Here is a 13,536-nt window from a genome sequence, read left to right on the forward strand (position 1 = left end):
CGAGACCATCGCCGCGACCGCCGCCGGTCAGGCCCCCGTAGGTTCCCGCCCCCGGGTCGGGCTGCTGGGCACCGGCCCCTGGGCGCACCGCACCCATGCCCCCGCCCTCGCCGCCCACGCCGGCTCCGAGTTCGCCGGAGTGTGGGGGCGCCGGCCCGAAGCCGCTGCGGAGCTGGCGCACGAGTACGGCGTGAAGGTGTACGAAGACCCCGACGCGCTGTTCGCCGACTGTGACGTCGTCGCCTTCGCCCTGCCGCCCGACGTCCAGGCCCCGCTCGCCGTGCGCGCGGCCGCCGCCGGATGTCACCTGTTGCTCGACAAGCCCGTCGCGACGACGCCCCGGGACGCCCGGGCCGTCGCCGACGCGGTCGACCGCCACCAGGTCGCCTCCGTCGTCTTCCTCACCCTGCGCTTCGCCGAGCCCACCGCGGGCTGGGTCGCCGAGCAGGCCGCCCGCACCGGCTGGTTCACGGCGGCCGCGCACTGGCTCGGCGCCGTCTTCCCGCCCGACGGCACGCCCAGCGCCTACGCCGACTCGCCCTGGCGCAAGGCCAAGGGCGGGCTGTGGGACGTCGGGCCGCACGCCCTGTCGGTCCTGATCCCGATCCTCGGGGACGTCACCGGGGTCAGCGCCACCCGCGGCCCCTCCGACGTCGTCCAGCTGGCGCTGCGCCACGCCTCCGGCGCGGCCAGTACCGCCGTGCTCAGCCTGGGCGCGCCGCGCGCGGCCGCCGGGGTGGGGCTGGAACTGCGCGGCACCGAGGGCGTGCACGAACTGCCCGGCTGGAGCGACGTGCCGGGTGCCTACGGGCGGGCCCTCGACGCGCTGCTCACCGCCGCCCGGACGGGCGTGCCCGATCCGCGCGGAGCGGAGTTCGGGGCGCGGCTGACGGAGATCCTGGCGCAGGCGGAGGCGCAGCTCCCCGTGTGAGGTCCGGCCCGCTATTTGATGAGGGCGTTGGCGACGATGATGGCGAGGCCGATGGTGGCGTCGGCCAAGCCGATCAGCAGGGCCGAACCGGGCCGGTAGCCCACGCGGAGCGCCACGACCGAACCCCAGGCGAACAGCAGGGCGGTGTTCAGGCCGAGGCCGACGGCCGTCACCCCGTACGAGTCCCAGTCGAAGATCCCGGAGACGATCAGCAGCAGGACGGTGGGCAGGGCGGCCACGATCAGCGGCCACTCGTTCCACAGCGCCACGGCCAGGAGTCGCCACCGGTGCCCGGCCGAGCCCTCCTCGTGGGACGCCATGTGGTGGGCGTAGCCGTGGGCGAGCCCGGCCGTGGCCGCCGTGACGAGCACCCAGCTGGCGTCGTAGTACGGGGTGAAGTCCCCGCCCTTCTGGTCGAGCGCGGCCAGTAGCCCGCTGGCCAGGACCGTCCCGTACACCCCGCCGAACATCCAGTCGACCCCCCGCCGGGACGGGGGGAACGGGTGCGCGCCGGGGGCGGTTTCCTGCGGCTGCTGCTCGGTCACGGCGAGTCCTTTGGTGCGGTACGTCCCACTTCGGTGCTCCGGGCCACCCTACGAGGTGCGAGGTGGGGGCGAGATGAAGGCGACCGACCGGGCCGCCCCCGGAGTGCCGGCTTCCGGCTACCGGCCCGCCGCCGCTCGGCGGGCCACCTCCGCCAGGGCGTCCAGGGCGCGGCCGAAAGCGGAGTCCGGGGGCGCCGCGTAGCCGACGACGAGACCCTCGCGGGGCGGGTTCCGGTCGGCGGGGTGCCGGTAGGAGGAGAGGCCGTCCAGGGCCAGCCCGGCGGCGCCGGAGGCCGTGAGTGCCCGGGCCTCACAACCCGGCGGGAGTTCCACCACGGCGTGCAGGCCGGCCGAGATGCCGGTGACCCGGACCTGCGGGGCGCGCGTGGCCAAGACGGAGACCAGCTGGTCGCGGCGGCCGCGGTAGCGCAGGCGCATCCGCCGCACGTGCCGGTCGTACGCCCCGCAGTCGATGAAGTCGGCGAGGGCCAGCTGGTCCAGCGCGCTCGCCCACGACTCCCGCAGCCCCTTCGCCGCCACGACCTGCCCGACCAGGTGGTCCGGGAGGACCAGCCAGCCCAGGCGGAGCGCGGGGGAGAGGCTCTTGCTGAGCGAGCCCGCGTAGACCACGTGCTCCGGGGCCAGCCCCTGCACCGCGCCGACCGGTTTGCGGTCGTAGCGGAACTCCCCGTCGTAGTCGTCCTCCACGATCACGCCGCCGGTGCTGCGGGCCCACTCCACGGCGGCGGCGCGCCGGGCGGGCAGCAGGCGGCCCCCGGTCGGGAACTGGTGCGCCGGAGTGAGCAGCAACGTGCGCGCCCGCAGGGGGAGTTCCTGGGTCCGGGCGCCGTCCTCGTCGACCGCGACGGGGTGCGGCCGGACCCCGGCGGCGTCGAGGATGCCGTGGTGGAAGGGGAGTCCGTACGACTCCACGGCCCAGTCCCGGGGGCGCAGGGACGCGAGGAGCCGCAGCCCGTTGGCGAAGCCGGAGCAGATCACGATGTTCTCGGGGCCGGTGCGCACGCCCCGCGTCCGGGACAGGTAGCCGGCCAGAGCCCGCCGCAGCTCGGGGCGGCCCCGTGGATCGCCGGGCCCGAAGGCCTCGGTGGGCGCCTCGGCCAGGGCCCGCCGGGCGCTGGTGGCCCAGGGGCCCCGCGGGAAGGAGGCCGGATCCGGTTTGCCCTGGAGCAGGTCGTGCCGGGGCGGTTCGGGCGGCGGTCCGGTCCCGGCGGCCGGCGCGGGCGGACTCGCCACCCCTTCCGCGACCCGGGTGCCGGAGCCCTGCCGGGCCGTGAACCAGCCCTCGGCGACCAGTTCGGCGTAGGCGTCGGCGACCGCGTTGCGGGCCAGCCCGAGGTCGGCGGCCAGCGCCCGGTACGGAGGCAGCCGCGTCCCGCCGGCCAGCCGTCCGCTGCGCACGGCGGCGCGCAGGGCCTGGGCGAGGGCGGTGCGCCGGGGGCCCTCGGCGGGCAGATCCAGGTGCAGGTCGGCGCCCGAGCCGGACTCGGGGTCGGGGGTGGGGGCGGTCACGGGCGCGGCTCCGACGCGAAGACGGCGCGGGCGGACGTCAGGAAGCGGCGGACGGTGTCCCGTTCGGAGGGGTCGAAGGAGTCCAGCACCCTCAGCACCCCGTCGATCAGCGGCCCGAAGAACTCCCGGCCCAGGCGGACCGCCCCCGGCTCCACCCGCAGCAGGATCCGGCGCCGGTCCTGGTCGTCCCGGATCCGGGCCACGTGGCCGAGCCGCTCCAGCCGGTCGATCACGGCGGTGGTGCCCGCCGAGTTGAGGCCGAGCCGGGCGCCGAGCAGGCCCGCCGTGGCCGGCTCGGCCGCGCGGTCCGCGTCCAACAGGCAGATCAGGGCCCGTACGTCGGTGGGGTGCATGCCGTTGCGGGCGGCGAACTCCGCCTGGCGCAGGCCGAAGTCGACGGTCACCGCCCGCAGCAGGTGCACCAGCTGAAGGTTGTCCGGCTCGCGGCCGAGTGGACCGGGACCACCCGGCTCGTGGTTGTCGTGCACATCGCCTCCCACGTAATATCTCGTTCAGCGAGATTATCGCCCGGCGAGACATAGGAGCAGCCCGTGTCCTCTCCCCACTGCTCCTCTTCTTTCCGTGCCGCCTACGACGAGGTGCTCGCCGGATGGCCCGGCCCCGTCGAGGCCGTCGACCTGCCGACCCCCTACGGGACCACCCGCGTCACCAGCTGCGGCCCGGCCGACGCCCCGCCGCTGGTCCTGCTGCCGGGCGGCGGGGCCACCTCCGCGGTGTGGGGCGCCTGCGCCGCCGCCGGAGCCGCCCGCACCCACCGCGTGCACGCCGTGGACCTGCTGGGCGAACCGGGGCTCAGCGTCCCGGAGCCCGGGCGGGCCCCGCGGACCGCCGAGGACCTGACCGACTGGCTCGACGCGGTGCTCGACGGGCTCGCCCCGCACGGACCGGTGACCCTCGGCGGGCACTCGTACGGGGCCTGGATCGCCGCCCACCACGCCGCCCGGCGGCCCGCCCGGCTCGGCCGCCTCGTCCTGCTCGACCCGACCCAGGTCTTCGCGGGACTGCGCCCCGGCTACGTCCTGCGCGCCCTGCCCGTGCTGCTGCGGCCCACCCCGCGGCGGATCCGCTCCTTCCTCGCCTGGGAGACCCGCGGGGCGGCCCTCGATCCGGCCTGGCTCCGGCTCCAGGACGAGACCGCCCGCTTCCCGACCGGCCGGCCCGTCACCGGACCGCGCCCCGACCTCGGCGCGCTCGCGAAGCCGCCCGGTGGGCGGGCGGGGGTCCGGGTGGACGTCCTCTTCGCCGGGCGGGCGCGCTGCCACGATGCCGTCCGGGCGGCCCGCGCCGCCCGCGAGGCGCTGCCGGGTGCGCGGGTCGACGTACTGCCCGGGGTCTCGCACCATGGCCTGCCCCTGACGGCCGCCGCCGAGATCGCCCGCCTGCTCGCCGACCAGGAACCCGCGCGTCAGCGGCGCATCGACCCGTAGAGTCGCTATTTTCCTGATATGTCCGCCGGTCAGGCCCTAGCGGCCACTTCCGCCACCGTCCCGCTCGCGTCCCCCCAGCCGCGCCTGCTGTACGACGCCTGCCCGCTCTGCTCCGACGCCGGCATCTCCGTCCTGAGGACCGGGGACTGCTCGCGGCACCCGCTCTACAAGCCCGTCGTCGCACCGGTCATGACCTGGATGCGCTGCGCCGCCTGCGGGCACGTCTTCACCGACGGCTACTTCTCGGACGAGGTCTCGGCCGAGATCTTCTCCGCGACCAACCCGAACCAGCAGCCCGGTGCGGGCTTCGAGCAGAACCGCTACACCTCGGCGCGCATCGTCGAACGCGTCGCGCGCTTCGCGGCGGACGGCCGCTGGCTCGACGTCGGCTTCGGCAACGGATCACTGCTGTTCACCGCCGAGGAGTGGGGCTTCGAGCCGCACGGCCTCGATCTGCGGCCGTCGACGGCGGAGGGGCTGCGCCGGCTCGGCATCGAAGCGCACTGCGCCGACCTCACGGCACTCGACGCCCCCGGCCGGTACTCCGTGATCAGCCTGGCCGACGTGCTGGAGCACATGCCGTACCCCGGCGAGGGCCTGGCCGCAGCGCACCGTCTGCTGCGCGACGGCGGCGTGATCTTCGCGTCGATGCCCAATTACGACTGCTCGGTCTGGCGCCTGCTCGACGCGGGCGAGGCCAACCCCTACTGGGGGGAGCTGGAGCACTTCCACAACTTCAGCCGCCGGCGCCTCTACGAGCTGATGGAGGAGCACGGCTTCGAGCCCCTCCACTACGCGGTCAGCGAGCGCTACCGCGCCTGCATGGAAGTCATCGCCCGCCGCGTCTAGACCGTGTCCGCAACGCCCCGCCTGCCCGGCGGGGTCCGGCTACTTTGCGGACACTGGCTAGCCATTGCGGGACAGGGCGTCGCGGACGGCCTCTTCGGAGCGGGCGACCACGGCCGTGCCGTCCTCGGCGGTGATGATCGGGCGCTGGATGAGCTTCGGGTGCGCGGCCAGGTGGGCGATCCACCGGGCCCGCGCCGCGTCCGACTCCTCGCGCGGCAGGTCCCGCACGCCGGTCTCCTTGGCCAGCGGGTCCGAGGTGCGCGTGATGTCCCACGGCTCCAGCCCGAGACGGCCCAGCACCTCGCGGATCTCGTCCTGCGACGGCACGTCCTCCAGGTAGCGGCGCACGGTGTAGTCGGCGCCCTCGGCGTCCAGCAGGGTGAGCGCGCTGCGGCACTTGGAACAGGCGGGGTTGATCCAGATCTCCATGGCCCCAACCCTACCCAGGGCCCGTCTGGCCAGGGGCTTTTGTCAGTGGTCCCCGGTAAAATCGAGGGAGAACGACAGGAAGCCAACTACCGTTTGGGAGGCTGTAGATGGCCACTGCCAGCACCGTCCGGCCCGTCCAGAAGAAGCCGCTGCCGGCGGGCCTGCCCCGCGAGTGGTACGAGAGCCACAACCGCCGTCTGAAGGCGATGCGGCTGGCGATATCCCTGCTCGACTCGGGGACGTATGACGCCAGGCGCGCCACCAACCGGAAGATCCGGACGATGGCCGTCCGGACGGGGATCCACCGCCCGTCCAACGTCACCTGCAAGATGGTGCGCGCGTTCATCAAGGAATCGTGACGGCTCGTCACCGCATGCCCCGGCCCCGCCCCGCCCCTGACCTCGGGCGGGGCGGGGTCCGGGCCGGTCACGGGCGGCCGTCGGGGGAGAGCAGCAGCAGGGCCACGTCGTCGCCCGGTCCGCCGTTCGTGAAGGCCGACAGGTCCCGCCACACCGCCCCGACCAGGCCCACCGGGTCCCGGGACAGGACGGGCACCCGGGTCGCCAGAGGGTAGAAGTGCCCCGCCGCGTCCCGGGCCTCGGTCGCGCCGTCGGTGTGCAGCAGGAACTGGTCCCCGGGCAGCACCGGCAGCTCCACCACCTTCGGCGGATCAGGTCCCGCGAGCCCCAGGCCCAGCGGAGGGCCCGGCTCCACCGTCACCTCGTCCACCGCCGCCCCGCGCAGCCTCAGCGCCGGCGGATGCCCGCACGACACGAACCGTACGAGGTCCAGCCCCGGCGGGAACTCCACCAGCACCGCCGTCGCGAACAGTTCCGGATGGTCCACATGGGCGTCCGCCGCGTCCGCCAGCAGCCGCCGGTCCAGCCGCACCGCCACCGCCGCCAGCTCCGCGTCGTCGAGCACGGCCTCGCGGAAGGCCCCGAGCAGCGCCGCCACCGTGGCCACCGCCGCCAGGCCGTGCCCCTGCACGTCCGCGACCAGCGCCCGTACCCCGTACGGCCCCACCCGTACGTCGTACAGGTCGCCGCCCACCAGGGTGCCGCGCTGCGCCGCCCGGTAGAGGCCCGAGCAGCGCACCGCACCCACCCGGTCCGGCACCGGCGGCAGCACCGCCAGCTGGGCCGCCTCCGCGACGGTCCGCACGCTGACCAGCTGTTCGTCCCGGCGCTGGCGGACCCAGGCGATGACCACGCTCAGCAGCCCGACGACGGCCACCGTCGCCAGGTCCGTGCCCCGGGCATGGGCGACGCCGATGTCGTGCACCCCCAGCAGCAGCAGGACGATGGCGGCGAAGGCCGCGGTCCCGGCCGCCCCGTACGCGAACGCGGCCACCGGCGGCAGACCCGCCAGGAAGAAGCCCAGCTCCACGTCGGTGGTGAGCGCCTGCGCCAGGACGAGGGCCACCAGAGCCGCCGCGGGCGCGATCCGGGCCCAGCGCGGCGGTGGCTCGCCGCGCAGCCCGCCCGGCTCATCGCGTCCGCGTCTCACCCCTCCACCCTGGTACGGGGGCCGGGCCCGCGCACCCCGGACCGGCCCGCCGGGTGGCTTCGTACGCTCCGCGCGGCCACAGTGGTGGCGTGACGGGAAACGAAGGCCCCGGGCGGGCGCCCGGCCGTGCCCACGTCGAGGCGCACGGCGCCGGTGACGGGGCGGCGAGCGCACAGATGAGCACGCGGCTCAACTGGCTGCGCGCGGGGGTGCTCGGCGCCAACGACGGGATCATCTCCACCGCGGGTCTCGTGGTCGGTGTGGCCGGGTCCACCACCTCGCGCGCGACGATCCTGGCGGCGGGCGTCGCCGGGCTGCTGGCGGGCTCGCTGTCGATGGCGGCGGGGGAGTACGTCTCCGTCAGCTCCCAGCGCGACTCCGAACGGGCCGCCCTCGACATGGAACGCCGGGAGCTGGCCGAGGAGCCCGAGGCGGAGCTGGAGGAGCTCACCGACCTCCTGGTGGAGCGGGGCCTGAGCCGGGGCGTCGCCCGGGAGGCCGCCGAGCAGCTCACGGAACGGGACGCGCTGCGCGCCCACGCCCGGGTGGAACTGGGGATCAACCCGGACGAGCTGGCCAACCCGTGGCACGCGGCCTTCGCGAGCCTCATCGCCTTCACGGTGGGGGCGCTGCTGCCGCTGCTGGCCATCATCCTGCCGGGGCCGTCGTCGCGGGTGCCGGTGACGGTGGTGGCGGTCCTGGCGGCGCTCACGCTGTGCGGGGTGCTCAGCGCACGGCTGGGCGGTGCGCCGGTACCGCGCGCCGTCGCCCGCAACGTGGCCGGCGGCGCGCTGGCCATGGCCGTCACCTACGCGGTCGGCACCTGGCTCGGCACCGCCACCGCCTGACGGACCGGGCTCCGGAAAGCAGCCCCGCCGGCGTTCGGGGCGCGGGCGCGGAGCGCCGTGTCGTGACGCCCGACGGGCGCGCCCGTCCGGCGAAGGACGACGACGCGCCCCGAACAGCCCGAACACAGCGCAGCGACCCGGCAGGATGGGGACATGCGCATCGCAGTCACCGGGTCGACCGGGCTCATCGGCAGTGCACTCGTGCGGTCCCTGCGGACCGACGGCCACGAGGTGGTGCGGTTCGTGCGGCGGGAGCCGGCCGGCGCGGACGAGGCGCGGTGGGATCCGGAGCGCGGCCACGTCGACCGGGCCGCCCTGGCCGGCTGCGGCGCCGTCGTGCACCTGGCCGGGGCAGGGATCGGCGACCACCGGTGGACCGCCGAGTACAAGCGGAAGATCCGCGACAGCCGGGTGCTCGGCACGGCCGCGCTCGCGAACGCGCTCGCCGGACTCGACGCACCGCCCGGCGTCCTGGTCAGCGGCTCCGCCGTCGGCTACTACGGGGACACCGGCGACCGCGTCGTGGACGAGGACGCCCCCGCCGGGCACGGCTTCCTGCCCTCCGTCTGCCTGGAGTGGGAGGCCGCCGCCGCCCCGGCCCAGGAGGCCGGGATCCGCACCGCGTTCGCCCGTACCGGACTGGTCGTCGCCAAGGAGGGCGGGGCCTGGGGCCGGATGTTCCCCCTCTTCCGGGCCGGCGTCGGCGGCCGGCTCGGCGACGGCCGCCAGTACTGGCCGTTCATCTCCCTCCACGACGAGGTCGCGGCCCTGCGCCACATCATCGACACCCCGGCCCTCAGCGGCCCCGTCAACCTCACCGCCCCCGAACCGCTGACCAACCGCCAGGTCACCGCCGCCATGGCCCGGGTGCTGCGCCGGCCGGCGGTGCTGCCCGTACCGGCCGTGGCCCTGCGCGTCGTGCTCGGGGAGTTCTCCGAGGACGTGCTGGGCGGTCAGCGGGCCCGCCCCGCCCGGCTGCTGGGGTCCGGCTTCGTCTTCCGCGATCCCGGCATCGAGCAAGCCATCCGAGCCGCACTCCGATAGTCGGCGTGCGACCGTGTGCGACCGTTCGTGACCCGGATGCGACCGTCGTGCGACCGGAGTTGTCCGTAATACCCGGCCGAACTCGGGTTCCCCCGCAGCCGGTTGAGGGAAGGAGGATCCCCACACAGCCGCGCCGACCTCGGGGAGGGGCACGTGCTCAGCAGCGCACCCAATGCCGCACACCATGCGGACGTCGTCATCGTAGGAGCCGGAGTCTCAGGACTCGCGGCCGCGCACCACCTGATCGCAGCCGGGGTCACGGTCACCGTCCTGGAGGCCGCGGACGACCCCGGCGGGCGGATGGCCACCGAAACGGCCGACGGGTTCCGGCTCGACCGGACGGCCCAGTTGCTCAACACCGCGTACAGCGAACTCGAACGCACCCACGCACTGCGCGCCCTGGTCCTGCGCCCCTTCACACCGGGGGTCCTCGTCCACACCGACGGCAGGCAGCTGCGGGCCGGGTCCCTCACCCCCGCCCGCGCCCTGGCCAGCGGATCCCTCGACCAGGCCCGGCTCAGCGCCGCCCTCGGCAGGCTCGCCGCGCTGCCCGAGGACAAGCTGCTCGCCCGGCCCGAACGCACCGCCTCCGCCGCCCTGCGCACCCGCGGCCTGCCGCAGCGCACCCTGGGCGGCGTGCTGAGGCCACTGCTCGCCGCCCTGCTCCGGGACCCGGAACTCACCACGTCGAGCCGGGTCGCCGACCTCGCCCTGCGCACCTTCGCCCGCGGCCGCCTCGCCGTGCCCGAGGGCGGCGCCGCGGCCCTGCCCGACCTGCTCGCCTCCGGGCTGCCGCCCGGCACCGTACGGACCGGCATCAGGGTCCGGTCGGTGGCCACCAACCTGGTCACCACCGAGGAGCACGGCGACTTCCGCTGCCGCTCCGTCCTGCTGGCCACCGGCGCCCGCGCCGCCGCCGAGCTCCTGCCCGGCCTGCGCGTGCCCGCGTTCCACGAGGTCACCGTCCTGCACCACGCCACCGCCACCCCCCTGCCACGGGACGGCTCGCTGATCCTGGACGGGGACCCCCACTGGCCCGTCTGCCACACCGCCGTCATGAGCGCGGTCGACCCGACGCGGGCCCCCGCCGGCCGCAGCCTGGTCACCACGACCGTGCTCGGACCGCCGCCGCCCGTGCGCACCGTCGCCTCGCGCCTCGCCCGCCTCTACGACACCCCCACCCGCGAATGGGAGCTGCTGGCCGTCCACCACACCCCGGAGGCCGTCCCCGCCATGCCCCCGCCGCACGACCGGCGCCGCCCGGTCCGGGTCCTGGCCGGGCTCTACGTGTGCGGTGACCACCGCGACACCAACACCGTCCAGGGGGCCCTGCACTCGGCCCGCCGCGCCGGCGGCGCGATCCTGCGCGACTTCGGCATCCCGCTCCCGGTCGCCCCGGAGCCCGCACTCCCGGTGGCGGCCTGAGAACCACAGAGGCCACAGGGGCCCGGTCCACCGCCTCGGGACCGGGCCCCTGTCACGCCCCGGCGGGGCCGGTCCCGCTAGGACAGCGCCGCCACCCGGTCCCGGTACGTCCGCACGGCCGCCGCGTCCCGGTACGGCTCCAACCGCCGCTCGAAGTCCCGTACGTACTCCACCGCCCGCACCGACCGCATCTCCATCGCCTGCTGCGCCGCCTCCGCACCCAGCGCGCACGCCTGGTCCAGCTCGCCCAGCCCCAGCCGGGCCGTGGCCAGCACCACCCGGCAGAACAGCCGCGACCGCGCGAACCCCGGCGCCCTCAGCTGCAGGGACCGCTCCGCGTGCTGCGCCGAGGCCCGGTACTGCTGCAGGTCCCGGTGACAGTGCCCGAACTCGTCCGCCAGCTGCGCCTCGTCGTACAGGCGCGCCCAGTGCGGTACGTCGTCCCCCGGACGGGCGGCGCCGAGCGCACGCTCGGCCCGCACCAGCGAGGCCGTCGCCGCCCGGACCTCGCCGAGGACCGCGTGCCCCCGTGCCTCCGCCGCGTGCAGCATCGCCTGCACCACCGGCGGCGGGCCGGAGCCGACGCCCTGCTGGGCCACCCGGGCCAGCTGCACCGCCTCCCGGCCGTGCCCGAGGTAGACCGCCTGCCGGCTCATGGTGATCAGCACGTACGAGCCGTAGGGGCGGTCCCCGGCCGCCTGCGCCAGCCGCAGGGCCTGTACGAAGTACCGCTGTGCGAGCCCGTGCGCGGCGATGTCGTACGAGGTCCAGCCCGCGAGCCGGGTCAGGTCCGCGGCGGCCGCGAACAGCCGCCGCCCCGTGGTCTCGCCGTAGGTGCCCCGGAGCATCGGCTCGGCCTCGTGCTCCAGGTACCGCACGAGCGCCTGGCGGGCGTGCCCGCCGCCGTAGGCCTGGTCCAGGGTCCGGAAGAGGTCGCTCACCGATCTCAGCGCGGCGATGTCGCCGGCCGTCACGCGCTGCCCGGGGCCACGGTCGATCTGCCGCTGCCGCGGCACCGTGGCCCGGCCCTGGAGCGGGATCCGGGCGGCCGCCGGCTCCGCGCCGCGGGCCACGCGCTCGTCGGGCCGCCCGATCAGCCAGTCCCGGCTGGGGACGACCAGGCCGGCCGGGGTGAAGGCGATCTTCCGGAGTTCGGCGTGGGATCCGGAGTCCTTGCGCCACAGGCCGCTCGCGATGTCCACGGCCTCCTCGGGGGTGGCCGCGAACTCCAGCCCCGCGTAGACCGGGGCGCAGGCGTCCAGACCCAGGTCCTGCGCGGAGAGCCGGCGGCCCAGCCGCCGGGTGAAGACCTCGGCGATCAGCGCGGGGGTGGTTCCGCGGGGTTGCTGGCCGCGCAGCCAGCGGGTCACGGACGTCTTGTCGTACCGCAGGTCGAGACCGTGTTCCAGGCCGAGCTGGTCGACGCGTCGGGCGAGCCCGGCGTTGGAGAACCCGGCTTCCGCGATCAGCGCCGCGAGCTGCCGGTTGGGGACACGCTGGGCAGGTCGTTCCGTCATCGGCTCCACGGTTTCCTGACGTGACGGACCGGAGTCCCGGCCCTTGAACGGCGTGAATGTAGCGGCGAACTCCGCTCATGCCGCCCTCTCTGCCCCACATTCATCCGATCGTGTGCAGAATCGGTAGGGCTCTTTACGGACTCGCCCCCTCCGCCCGCGTACGCTGCGGGCCATGACCCGCCGGCCCCACCGGTCGCACCTCCCCGAGGAGCGGCCCGATTCCACCGCTCCGCTGCCCGCGCCCGAGCTCACCGAGGCCGAGTGCCGGCGCTGCGGCACCTACATCGCGGGGCTCGACGGGCGCTACGCGTGCGGCGTGTGCGGCTGGGTGAACGACCACTCGGAGGGCCACCGGCGGCTGCCGCGCGCGGACGAGGACCCGGACCGCCCGCCGAAGGGCCGCCGACGGCCGAAGCAGCTGCCGTGGCGCATGCCGGAGCCCGGGCCGGAGTCATGGCCGGAAGCCGGGCCGGAGGCCCGCCCGGAGCCCCGGCCGCGGCCGGACACGGGGCCCTGAAGGGGCCCGTACGGGCAGCCGTACCCTTGCTCAGTGAAGTACGTGCACACAGCAGGTTCAATGAGGAGGCGCTGCGGTGGCTGAGCTTGGGTTTGTCCGTCTGGGCTTCGGAGCTGAATCCGTCGAGTACACCCGGGCCTGGGAAGAGCAGCGCAGGGTGCACGCGGCCCGCTTCGCGGACGAGATCGAGGACACCTGCCTGCTGCTGGAGCACCTGCCGGTCTACACGGCGGGACGGCGCACCGACCCCAGTGAGCGCCCTTTGGACGGCACCCCCGTCGTGGACGTCGACCGCGGCGGCAAGATCACCTGGCACGGCCCCGGCCAGCTGGTCGGCTACCCGATCATGAAGCTGCCCCGCCCGGTGGACGTCGTGGCCCACGTCCGCCGTCTGGAGGAGGCGCTGATCCGCACCGCCGCCGAGTTCGGCCTGGAGACCACCCGGGTCGAGGGCCGTTCCGGCGTCTGGGTGCTCGGCGACCCGGTGGAGGAGCGCCCGAAGATCGGCGGACTCTCCCTGGAGCTGGACCCCCGCCTGCACGACGAGGAGTTCGACCCCCGCCTCAACGGCCCCGAGTACGCCCCGTCCAACGCCGGCCAGCGCCGCGAGGACCGCAAGCTCGCCGCCATCGGGATCCGGGTCGCCAAGGGCGTCACGATGCACGGCTTCGCGATCAACGTGAACCCGGACAGCACCTGGTTCGACCGGATCATCCCCTGCGGGATCCGGGACGCCGGTGTGACCTCGCTCTCGTACGAACTGGGCCGCGAGATCACCATCGCCGAGGTGCTCCCGGTCGCCGAGCGCCACCTGAAGGACGTACTGGAGCACGCCGAGTTGCGGCCCCGCGAGATCGAGACCGCCTAGCCGTCCGGGAAGCCCCGGGAGCCCCCGGGAATGCGTCCGGCCGCTCGCAGGTTGGGCGACGTAAGAGCGTACGAAA

15 protein-coding genes are annotated in these 13,536 nt (G+C 75.4%); 9 read left to right on the forward strand and 6 right to left on the reverse strand.

From position 1 onward, the window contains the following. Positions 1 to 7 precede the first annotated feature (7 nt). A complete protein-coding gene (locus IG86_RS0124235; RefSeq protein WP_030899587.1) occupies positions 8 to 931 on the forward strand; it encodes a Gfo/Idh/MocA family protein in 924 nt (307 codons plus the stop codon). 11 nt (positions 932 to 942) lie between these two features. Here IG86_RS0124235 and IG86_RS0124240 read toward each other — a convergent pair whose 3' ends face one another. The 3 genes from IG86_RS0124240 to IG86_RS0124250 all read right to left on the reverse strand — a co-directional run bounded on the left by IG86_RS0124240 (position 943) and on the right by IG86_RS0124250 (position 3,506). Next, a complete protein-coding gene (locus IG86_RS0124240) occupies positions 943 to 1,476 on the reverse strand; it encodes a hypothetical protein (RefSeq protein ID WP_078658702.1) in 534 nt (177 codons plus the stop codon). 117 nt (positions 1,477 to 1,593) lie between these two features. Continuing rightward, positions 1,594 to 3,006 carry a MocR-like pyridoxine biosynthesis transcription factor PdxR gene (pdxR, locus tag IG86_RS0124245; protein ID WP_107056273.1) on the reverse strand — a complete coding sequence of 471 codons (1,413 nt, stop codon included), beginning with the start codon at positions 3,004 to 3,006 and terminating at the stop codon, positions 1,594 to 1,596. Next, positions 3,003 to 3,506 carry a MarR family winged helix-turn-helix transcriptional regulator gene (locus IG86_RS0124250; protein WP_385872925.1) on the reverse strand — a complete coding sequence of 168 codons (504 nt, stop codon included), beginning with the start codon at positions 3,504 to 3,506 and terminating at the stop codon, positions 3,003 to 3,005. Before IG86_RS0124250 ends, pdxR begins: the two co-directional genes overlap by 4 nt. Before the next feature lie 51 nt (positions 3,507 to 3,557). Between IG86_RS0124250 and IG86_RS0124255 the strand changes: the two genes are divergently transcribed. Beyond that, a complete protein-coding gene (locus tag IG86_RS0124255) occupies positions 3,558 to 4,454 on the forward strand; it encodes an alpha/beta fold hydrolase (protein ID WP_051785383.1) in 897 nt (298 codons plus the stop codon). Positions 4,455 to 4,472: 18 nt separating this feature from the next. Continuing rightward, positions 4,473 to 5,303: a class I SAM-dependent methyltransferase gene (locus tag IG86_RS0124260; protein ID WP_078848257.1), complete on the forward strand. Its 831-nt coding sequence runs from the start codon at positions 4,473 to 4,475 to the stop codon at positions 5,301 to 5,303. Positions 5,304 to 5,360: 57 nt separating this feature from the next. On the opposite strand, the gene IG86_RS0124265 is transcribed toward IG86_RS0124260, so the two are convergent. Beyond that, positions 5,361 to 5,732 (reverse strand): ArsC/Spx/MgsR family protein, encoded by a 372-nt coding sequence (locus IG86_RS0124265; protein ID WP_030899595.1) that lies wholly within the window; start codon positions 5,730 to 5,732, stop codon positions 5,361 to 5,363. 107 nt (positions 5,733 to 5,839) lie between these two features. On the opposite strand from IG86_RS0124265, the gene IG86_RS0124270 reads away from it, so the two are divergent. Then, the gene (locus IG86_RS0124270; protein WP_030828613.1) at positions 5,840 to 6,091 is read left to right on the forward strand and encodes a hypothetical protein; all 252 of its coding nucleotides are present in this window, start codon (positions 5,840 to 5,842) and stop codon (positions 6,089 to 6,091) included. Between the two features lie 67 nt (positions 6,092 to 6,158). On the opposite strand, the gene IG86_RS0124275 is transcribed toward IG86_RS0124270, so the two are convergent. Next, on the reverse strand, positions 6,159 to 7,241 hold the full coding sequence (locus IG86_RS0124275; protein ID WP_030654786.1) for a PP2C family protein-serine/threonine phosphatase: 1,083 nt from the start codon (positions 7,239 to 7,241) through the stop codon (positions 6,159 to 6,161). Positions 7,242 to 7,417: 176 nt separating this feature from the next. Here IG86_RS0124275 and IG86_RS0124280 point away from each other — a divergent pair, with 176 nt between their 5' ends. The 3 genes from IG86_RS0124280 to IG86_RS0124290 all read left to right on the forward strand — a co-directional run bounded on the left by IG86_RS0124280 (position 7,418) and on the right by IG86_RS0124290 (position 10,558). After that, the gene (locus tag IG86_RS0124280; RefSeq protein WP_030828616.1) at positions 7,418 to 8,089 is read left to right on the forward strand and encodes a VIT1/CCC1 transporter family protein; all 672 of its coding nucleotides are present in this window, start codon (positions 7,418 to 7,420) and stop codon (positions 8,087 to 8,089) included. 153 nt (positions 8,090 to 8,242) lie between these two features. After that, positions 8,243 to 9,133 carry a TIGR01777 family oxidoreductase gene (locus IG86_RS0124285; protein WP_030828619.1) on the forward strand — a complete coding sequence of 297 codons (891 nt, stop codon included), beginning with the start codon at positions 8,243 to 8,245 and terminating at the stop codon, positions 9,131 to 9,133. A gap of 153 nt (positions 9,134 to 9,286) precedes the next feature. Then, complete coding sequence (locus IG86_RS0124290; protein WP_030828622.1) at positions 9,287 to 10,558, forward strand: NAD(P)/FAD-dependent oxidoreductase; 1,272 nt, start codon at positions 9,287 to 9,289, stop codon at positions 10,556 to 10,558. Between the two features lie 77 nt (positions 10,559 to 10,635). Here the strand turns inward: IG86_RS0124290 and IG86_RS0124295 are convergent, their stop codons facing one another. Continuing rightward, the gene (locus IG86_RS0124295) at positions 10,636 to 12,075 is read right to left on the reverse strand and encodes an NsdA family TPR-like regulatory protein (protein WP_030828624.1); all 1,440 of its coding nucleotides are present in this window, start codon (positions 12,073 to 12,075) and stop codon (positions 10,636 to 10,638) included. A 172-nt stretch (positions 12,076 to 12,247) separates the two neighbouring features. Here IG86_RS0124295 and IG86_RS0124300 point away from each other — a divergent pair, with 172 nt between their 5' ends. Both IG86_RS0124300 and lipB read left to right on the forward strand, forming a co-directional pair. Further along, on the forward strand, positions 12,248 to 12,592 hold the full coding sequence (locus IG86_RS0124300) for a hypothetical protein (protein WP_037942960.1): 345 nt from the start codon (positions 12,248 to 12,250) through the stop codon (positions 12,590 to 12,592). 76 nt (positions 12,593 to 12,668) lie between these two features. After that, positions 12,669 to 13,460, forward strand: a complete 792-nt coding sequence (lipB, locus tag IG86_RS0124305; RefSeq protein WP_030828639.1) for a lipoyl(octanoyl) transferase LipB — start codon at positions 12,669 to 12,671, stop codon at positions 13,458 to 13,460. Positions 13,461 to 13,536 lie beyond the last annotated feature (76 nt).

The organism is Streptomyces virginiae, assembly GCF_000720455.1.
GTDB lineage: Bacteria > Actinomycetota > Actinomycetes > Streptomycetales > Streptomycetaceae > Streptomyces > Streptomyces virginiae.

Excerpts from the sequence above, each read along its gene's own strand:
- IG86_RS0124280 (WP_030828616.1), top strand. The coding sequence starts at position 7,418 with ATGAGCACGCGGCTCAACTGGCTGCGCGCGGGGGTGCTCGGCGCCAAC.
- IG86_RS0124295 (WP_030828624.1), bottom strand. The coding sequence starts at position 12,075 with ATGACGGAACGACCTGCCCAGCGTGTCCCCAACCGGCAGCTCGCGGCG.
- IG86_RS0124260 (WP_078848257.1), top strand. The coding sequence starts at position 4,473 with ATGTCCGCCGGTCAGGCCCTAGCGGCCACTTCCGCCACCGTCCCGCTC.
- IG86_RS0124285 (WP_030828619.1), top strand. The coding sequence starts at position 8,243 with ATGCGCATCGCAGTCACCGGGTCGACCGGGCTCATCGGCAGTGCACTC.
- IG86_RS0124270 (WP_030828613.1), top strand. The coding sequence starts at position 5,840 with ATGGCCACTGCCAGCACCGTCCGGCCCGTCCAGAAGAAGCCGCTGCCG.
- IG86_RS0124300 (WP_037942960.1), top strand. The coding sequence starts at position 12,248 with ATGACCCGCCGGCCCCACCGGTCGCACCTCCCCGAGGAGCGGCCCGAT.
- IG86_RS0124265 (WP_030899595.1), bottom strand. The coding sequence starts at position 5,732 with ATGGAGATCTGGATCAACCCCGCCTGTTCCAAGTGCCGCAGCGCGCTC.